Origin of the sequence: Pelistega indica (assembly GCF_000506865.1) — a bacterium.
In the GTDB taxonomy this organism is placed as follows: Bacteria; Pseudomonadota; Gammaproteobacteria; order Burkholderiales; family Burkholderiaceae_B; genus Taylorella; species Taylorella indica.
This window is the reverse complement of sequence record NZ_AYSV01000139.1, coordinates 1-7,329: the sequence shown is the minus strand read 5'-3', so window position 1 is coordinate 7,329 and position 7,329 is coordinate 1. Positions and strand designations below refer to the sequence as shown.

6 protein-coding genes and 1 pseudogene are annotated in these 7,329 nt (G+C 39.4%); 1 reads left to right on the top strand and 6 read right to left on the bottom strand.

Features of this window, described 5'->3' with window-relative positions; genetic code table 11:
• The 5 genes and pseudogenes from V757_RS26955 to hppD all read right to left on the bottom strand — a co-directional run bounded on the left by V757_RS26955 (position 1) and on the right by hppD (position 4,254).
• Complete coding sequence (locus tag V757_RS26955) at positions 1-861, bottom strand: TRAP transporter substrate-binding protein (protein ID WP_023953395.1); 861 nt, start codon at positions 859-861, stop codon at positions 1-3.
• Positions 862-890: 29 nt separating this feature from the next.
• A pseudogene (gene maiA, locus V757_RS26950) lies at positions 891-1,530 on the bottom strand (maleylacetoacetate isomerase).
• A gap of 66 nt (positions 1,531-1,596) precedes the next feature.
• Complete coding sequence (locus V757_RS26945) at positions 1,597-2,598, bottom strand: fumarylacetoacetate hydrolase family protein (protein WP_023953393.1); 1,002 nt, start codon at positions 2,596-2,598, stop codon at positions 1,597-1,599.
• A gap of 12 nt (positions 2,599-2,610) precedes the next feature.
• Entirely contained in the window at positions 2,611-3,156 is a 546-nt protein-coding gene (locus V757_RS26940) for a VOC family protein (RefSeq protein WP_023953391.1), read from the bottom strand.
• Positions 3,157-3,168: 12 nt separating this feature from the next.
• Positions 3,169-4,254: a 4-hydroxyphenylpyruvate dioxygenase gene (hppD, locus tag V757_RS26935; RefSeq protein WP_023953389.1), complete on the bottom strand. Its 1,086-nt coding sequence runs from the start codon at positions 4,252-4,254 to the stop codon at positions 3,169-3,171.
• A 136-nt stretch (positions 4,255-4,390) separates the two neighbouring features.
• Between hppD and V757_RS26930 the strand changes: the two genes are divergently transcribed.
• Positions 4,391-5,296, top strand: a complete 906-nt coding sequence (locus tag V757_RS26930; protein WP_218184522.1) for a LysR family transcriptional regulator — start codon at positions 4,391-4,393, stop codon at positions 5,294-5,296.
• Between the two features lie 253 nt (positions 5,297-5,549).
• On the opposite strand, the gene V757_RS26925 is transcribed toward V757_RS26930, so the two are convergent.
• Positions 5,550-6,320, bottom strand: a complete 771-nt coding sequence (locus V757_RS26925) for an EI24 domain-containing protein (RefSeq protein WP_023953385.1) — start codon at positions 6,318-6,320, stop codon at positions 5,550-5,552.
• Between the last annotated feature and the right edge of the window lie 1,009 nt (positions 6,321-7,329).

Genomic DNA, 7,329 nt, shown 5'->3' with positions numbered 1-7,329 from the left:
TCAGGCAGAGAAATCAGCACCTGAATTTTTATCAATCACTGCTTTTAAATTGTCCGGTAAGCTTTCATACTTTTGTTTATTCATAGCAATGGTGAATAATGTTGAATATAAACCGGGCTGAGGAGGATTGATTTCAGAGTGATATTTCGTCATCTCATGTAGTTTCATTGTAGGAACAACTTCCCAAGGCAAGATGTAGCCATCAATAACGCCTTTAGAAAGTGCATCAGCTAAGCCAGGCATAGGAATATTAACAGGAGATGCGCCCATAGCGGCTAAGAACTTATTGGTTAAGCGAGTTGGTGCACGCATTTTTAACCCTTGTAAGTCTGCAACAGTGGTAATAGGGTGTTTGTTGTTATGAATTTGTCCTCTATCGTGGATATTAAAGGCAAGAGGTTTTACGTTTTCGAAGTCTTTTTTACCATATTGCTCATAAATTTCCCAAGCAACTCGGCTACCATTTTCTGCACCTTTAGCGAGGAAAGGTAATTCCATTACTTCCATTGAAGGGAAACGTCCAGCGGTATAACCGGGAAGAGTAAATACAATATCAGCAACACCGTCAATAACTTGATCAATGAGTTGTGGAGGTGTACCACCTAGTTGCATCGCGGGGTAGAATTGACAACTTAATTGTTTGTTAGATTCGCTAGCGATTTTTTCGCACCAAGGCTCTAGGACTTTTTTCTGTGCTAGAGCGGTTGGTGGCCAAAAGTGAGCTACTTTCAGTACGATTGTTTCAGCTGGTTTTTCGGCAGTGTTAGCCGTTGGTTTTTTTGCTGCGTCTGAGGTTGAGTTATCGTTACAACCTGCTAGGGCAATACTTAATGCCGCTAACGTGAAAGCAAATTTTTTCATAAGGAGTCTCCTAAAGAATAATACAAAAATTATGTGGCGTCAGGTTGGTGCTCTGGTGCTGCTTTAACAAATGCTTCTAGAGAGTTGCAGCGTTGGGTAACTCGAGTGATTGTTGGATAGTTACTTAAATCACATTCAAATCGTTGTGCATTAAAGACTTGAGGGATTACACAGCAATCCGCTAGTGTAGGGGTATCGCCAAAGCAATATTCTCCAGCCGTTTGTTTTAACATCATTTCTAACGCATCGAAATTAGTATAAATCCAATGTTTATACCAAGTGTTTTTTTCTTCTGGAGATACTTCTAGGGTATTTTGTAAATACTGAAGCACTCTTAAGTTATTAATTGGATGGGTATCACAAGCAATTAATTGTGCAATAGCACGTACCTTTGCTCTTTCAATTGGCGAGCTTGGTAATAGTGGGGGGGGTAGGATATACTTCGTCTAAATATTCGATAATAGCAAGAGATTGGGTGAGTATTTCATTATCAACTACAAGAGCAGGAACAAGTTGTTGTGGGTTAATCTTTTGATAATCGCTAGAGTGATGCTCCCCTCCATTTTTTACTAAATGCACAGGAATAATATCTGTAGGTAGTTGCTTTAAATTTAAAGCAATCCTAACTCGATAAGCCGCAGAGCTTCTGAAATACGAATAAAGTTGCATATATACTCCACAGATGGGGAGTATATCCCCATCTATTTTAGATTTTGGTAATGTGGTTAGTAATTATTAGTATTGGGTGTTAACTTTGTTCGTAATCGTGCCAAAGATATTGTTGCCTTGTTCATCTAGCATTTCAATACTCACAGTATCACCATGATTCATAAACGGTGTTTGAGGCTTTCCGGTTTCAATAGTTTCGTACATACGCACTTCCGCTAGACAGCAGTAACCTACACCACCATGCTCAACAGATGAACCATACAGATTATCTTGCTTATTAGATACAGTTCCTGATCCCACTAAAGTACCTGCTGCTACATCACGTGTTTTGGTGATATGTGAGAGTAGTTGCGCAAAGTCAAACGTCATATCTTGCCCTGCATTTGGAAAGCCAAATAACTTGTCGTTGAGTGTCACACGTAAAGGTAAATGAAGTTTATTGTCTTTCCATGCATCGCCAAGCTCATCAGGTGTAACCGCCACAGGGCTGAAAGCGCTAGCTGGTTTGCTTTGGAAAAACCCAAAGCCTTTAGCTAATTCTGCGGGGATTAAATTCCGTAAGGACACATCATTAACTAGCATAATTAAACGAATAGATTTTGCTGTTTCTGCTGGTGTTGCGCCTTGTTTTAAATCACCACTTACCACGACCACTTCAGCCTCAAAATCAATCCCCCATTCAGGCTGTGCATGAATCTCTGCTCGAGGTCCGATAAAACTATCAGATCCACCTTGATACATAAGAGGATCGCTATAGAAAGATTCTGGAACCTCAGCATTTCTTGCTTTACGCACCAGCTCTACGTGGTTTAGATAGGCAGAGCCGTCCGCCCATTGGTAAGCACGAGGGAGAGGTGAGTAACATTTTTCTGGGTCAAAGCTTTCACCAACTGACTTATCCTCATTTAATTGCTGGTAAGCTGCTTGCAGTGCAGGAGTGGCTGTATCCCAGTTATCCAATGCAAATTGTAATGTAGGTATATCTGTAGTGGTGTAACGAGTTAAATCTTTGCTGACAACGACTAGCTGACCGTCACGCGAACCATTATTTAATGTAGCTAATTTCATTTATCTTATCCTTTATTCTGCTGGAGGCTCAGAGCCGTCATGTAACCATCGAGCATGTTGAGGTGCTTTTTTAGTGCGATCCCATTCGTCCAACATATCCCATTTAACTTTATCGAGTGCTTTATTCATTCTCGGTGTAGAGGTATCGCACGCAAGCTCAATACGGTGACCACTTGGGTCAAAGAAATATATTGATTGAAAAAGAGTGTGGTTAACAGGACCAAGTACTTCAATCCCGTCTGCTTCCATTTTGGCTTTGGCAGTCAACATTTCTTCCATGCTATTAGCTTTTAATGCAAGGTGTTGTGTCCAAATCGGTGTATTGGGATCACGTCCCATCTCTGGTTTTGTGGGGAGCTCAAAAAAGGCAAGAATATTTCCACCACCAATATCAATGAAAATATGCATGTAAGGATCTGGCTCGCCCGTAGAGGGAACTTTATCCTCAGCGATAGCTAGTACAAAGTCTAAACCTAAATATTTTTGATACCACAATACGGTTTCCTTGGCATTTTTACAGCGATAGGCGACATGATGAACGCCGTTAGTAATTCCCATTTTTTACTCCGATTATTCTTCAGTTGCTAAGGCACCACGACGAATTTGATCGCGTTCCATTGATTCAAAAAGAGCTTTGAAGTTGCCTTCCCCAAAACCTTCACGGTAGTCACCTTTTCTTTGGATGAATTCAAAGAACACCGGACCTAATAATGTTTCAGAGAAGATTTGTAGTAATAAACGAGGATGACCACCTTCAGTTGTGCCATCTAATAATAGACCTCGAGCCTTTAATTCTTCAACAGGCTCTCCATGACCAGGTAGGCGATCTTTTAGCATGTCATAGTAAATATCATTAGGACGAGTCATCAGCGGAATACCAGCGGCACGGAGCTTATCTATTGTCTCCAGCAGGTTGTCGCTTAGTAAGGCGATGTGTTGAATACCTTCGCCATTAAACTGCATTAAGAATTCTTCAATTTGACCGCCACCTTGTTTTGATTCTTCATTGAGTGGAATACGGATTAAACCGTCAGGAGCTGTCATCGCACGGCTAGTTAAGCCAGTATATTCGCCCTTAATATCAAAATAACGGATTTCTTTAAAATTAAATAATTTTTCATAGAAACCAGCCCAAAAATCCATGCGACCATGATAAACGTTATGTGTAAGGTGATCAATGATTTTTAGACCATGGCCAATGGGTTTGCGTTCAACATTTGGTAGGAATTCAAAATCAATATCATAAATGGATTCGCCTTCGTTAAAGCGATCAATTAAATAAAGAGGTGCACCACCAATGCCTTTAATAGCAGGTAAACGTAGCTCCATTGGGCCTGTTGGGATATCAATTGGCTGAGCCCCAAGCTCTAACGCTTTTTGGTAGGCATGGTGAGAGTTTTTCACTCTAAATGCCATCCCACAAGCTGAGGGGCCATGCTCAGCGGCAAAATAGGCGGCATGACTTTTGGGCTCTCTATTGATAATAAAGTTGATATCACCTTGTCTATACAGTAATACATCTTTAGAACGATGCTTTGCAACAAGAGTAAAACCTAGTTTTTCAAAAAGTGGTTCAAGTACATTAGGTGTTGGAGAGGCAAACTCCACGAATTCAAAACCTTGTAAACCCATGGGATTTTCGAATAAATCGGCCATTTAGTGTCTCCTGATCATTATGAGTAAAGGGATAACTTAAATTTTTGCCAAATTGGCTTAAGTTAATATACCTTTATAATAAAATAGCTTTGATTATTAAGACAATCAGTTTTTTATCATTTATTTATTAGAAAATATGATGAATATAAGTTTGCGGCAATTAAAGGCATTTGTAACAGTAGCTGAGTCTGGTAGCTTTACTCAAGCAGCAACACGTTTGCATCTTACTCAATCAGCATTGAGTGGTTTAATGAAAGAATTGGAGTCACAAGTAGGCTTCCGATTATTTGATCGGACAACACGACAATTAAGTTTGTCTGGAGCGGGAGTACGCTTGTTGCCGTTGGCTGTTCAAGTTTTAAACGATATTGCTAGTTTTGAGGATGAAGCGGATAAGTTAAAGGATGGGCGGTTAGGGGACATTAGTGTGTCTGTTTCTCAGCAGTTGGCCGCTTCTTTTATGCCTTATTTTTTGGCAGACTTTAAAAAAACTTATCCGGAGACGAAAATTCATTTGCAGGATTGTTCTATTGAGCAAGTTATTCAGCAAGTACAAAGTGCTGAGGTAGACTTTGGTATTGGTCCAGATAGGGTGTTACCAGATGATGTGGAGGCAACGCCATGGTTTTCTTTGCCATTTTATGCAGTTGTCCCTAAAAATCACCCTACGGCACGGCAACAGAAAGTTAGTTGGAGGACTTTATTTAAGGAGCCTTTAATTAGTTTAACAGGCTCTTTTAATAGGCATTTATCGGAGGAATTACCTGCGGATTTATCCGAGCGAATTATGGCGCCTGATTATGAGGTGAATTTTTTATCAACAGCGTTAGGTATGGTTCATAATGGTCTAGGTGTAAGTTTATGTTTGCCGTATGCTGGTGACTGGGTGAGACAACATGATTTAGTGATGATGCCTTTGGTAGAGCCAATCATACATCGCCGTTTTTATTTATATAGTCGAAAAAATAAAAGTCTATCTACTATTGCGGTATTGTTTAAAGACTATTTACTTAATTTGCCTGAGAGCATGTTTTATCGCTAGAAGGTTTTAGTATGCTTATGGATTGAGGCTTTAATTGTTTATAGTACTTGTAGTTTTATCGTGAAAAAGAGTAAGTGACTTGGAGAAAATTGGGTTTAGAAGTATTTTTTAATGAATTACTACGGGTATAGCATGACATTCTGGATGACTTATTTTTATGCTAGTTCAACATTTATATTTATATTAAAAAAGTCGCCAATTAATAAAGCAATGGCGACCTGAGAGTTAATAAGTCAATAATTAGTTATTATTGCTATGCTACGTTTGTTTGAGTGGTTTGGTTAATCGTCTTGGACTGGCGGTAGGTTTCCAGTGCTTTTAATCCATAATGCGTGCAAACAATAATTGAGAATACAGGCATGACTAATCCCATGAATGGAATTAGCGTAAGTAAGGCACATACTAGACCGATAAACCAAAATCCCTTTTTATGGTTGGTTAAGATATAGCGACGCTCTTCTGCAGTGGCATGCTCCACGATGGCATCTACTTGAGACATGTGTGAAAAGGCATAGGCTCCCCAGAAGACCGAAAGAATAATTGACATAAAGGGGATAAACCATAGCGGTAGTGTAATTAACCAACCAAAAATAAAGATGGCTGATACTTTAACCGCATTATAAATACTTACGGAGTTGGCATGCTCCCCCTTTTTCTCTAAATGAGGGAAGTAGTGTGCACTAATATACTTAACGGCGAGTGGTGTCACCATAATGGCAGCAGCGGCTAAACCAATAATAATACCAATAGCTGTTAAGGAGATAAAGGAGAGTAGGCCAGCTAACCAATCGCTCATGGTTGAAAATCCCCAACCTCCTAGTGAGCTCTGTGCCTTTTGGAACCAAGACCAGTTACTTGCACTGCTAAAGAACCAATTGTCCAATGGATTCCAAGCGAAAATTAATAAAAAGATAATACTAATAACAGCAACTACTAAAGGCATAATGACAGCAAATAGCATGCGAGGTTGTAGCTGGGTGGCAATTCCTTTGCTAAATGATTCTGCTGTGCTTAAGTAAGACATGGTGATTTACCTTAAAGATAAAGAGTTAATACTGAATGCAATACTATATAGAGATAAACTCAAGTGTATCAAGAGATAATGACAATAAGATATATCAAAATATTGCATGTGCTAAAGGAAAAGAATTGAACATAGGGTATTTTGGAGTTTTGTTTATTTTGGTTATGGTGAGGTAATACAGGTAGAGGTCGAGGATAAGCAGTTAAAAAAAAAGAGGATAAGAGGGATAAGAAAATAGACGATATAGGTAAAAGCCATATAAAGGATAGGCAGAAAACAGAGTATATCTATTTAAGTATGTATATTTCCAACAGTTTTGCTAATTATGGTTGCTGCAAATAAATGCGGTAAATGAGAAAACTAGGGTGAAAATAAAAAAATTAAAAGCAGATAAGTCCGAGTGAAAAAATAGCCAAAAAGCAACAGGTTGAATCGAAGGGTAGTGGTATTAGGAATAGGTACCTGTGAAAGGAGGGGGGGAAGAGGGGGATTGTTGCAAAAGCAACACATTGGCATATATGGGGGGAAGAAATTGTGACTAAGGAAAGTATGGTGGAGTAGGTGTTGGGTGTTGTCGTTTTGGTTATTTTGAGGAGGGTGGGCATGTTACATTTTTACGACAAAGTAGTTAAAAAAGGAGGTTTTTGAGTTTTTTAGGTGGCTGGGTATTGCCAAAGGGTGGAAAGGGGGGCATAATGTCAATCTTTCCTGCTGAGGCAGCGATTAATCAAGTCGATAAGTTGCTTGAAGGTTGGCTGAAGAGGCGGGGGAGGTTAAGCGAGTTAAGTTGACGATAGTGAGTGGATTTAACAACGGTTTAAAAATAAATTAAAAACTATTTTTAAAAAGTGCTTGACAGGATGTAGTGAAGTAGTTCATAATTACATTCTTTGCTGCTGACGGCAACGACGATGAGGTAACACGAAGTCGCCGAGACAGTCAGACGAATTTACAGTGGTAAGTTTGCGATGGTTACATTTAACAACTAACAGACCGATAAGTGTGGGCG

What these genes read in the sequence shown, in the direction of transcription:
- V757_RS26955 (WP_023953395.1), bottom strand. Translation starts at nt 861, where the DNA reads ATGAAAAAATTTGCTTTCACGTTAGCGGCATTAAGTATTGCCCTAGCA.
- V757_RS26945 (WP_023953393.1), bottom strand. Translation starts at nt 2,598, where the DNA reads ATGAAATTAGCTACATTAAATAATGGTTCGCGTGACGGTCAGCTAGTC.
- V757_RS26940 (WP_023953391.1), bottom strand. Translation starts at nt 3,156, where the DNA reads ATGGGAATTACTAACGGCGTTCATCATGTCGCCTATCGCTGTAAAAAT.
- hppD (WP_023953389.1), bottom strand. Translation starts at nt 4,254, where the DNA reads ATGGCCGATTTATTCGAAAATCCCATGGGTTTACAAGGTTTTGAATTC.
- V757_RS26930 (WP_218184522.1), top strand. Translation starts at nt 4,391, where the DNA reads ATGATGAATATAAGTTTGCGGCAATTAAAGGCATTTGTAACAGTAGCT.
- V757_RS26925 (WP_023953385.1), bottom strand. Translation starts at nt 6,320, where the DNA reads ATGTCTTACTTAAGCACAGCAGAATCATTTAGCAAAGGAATTGCCACC.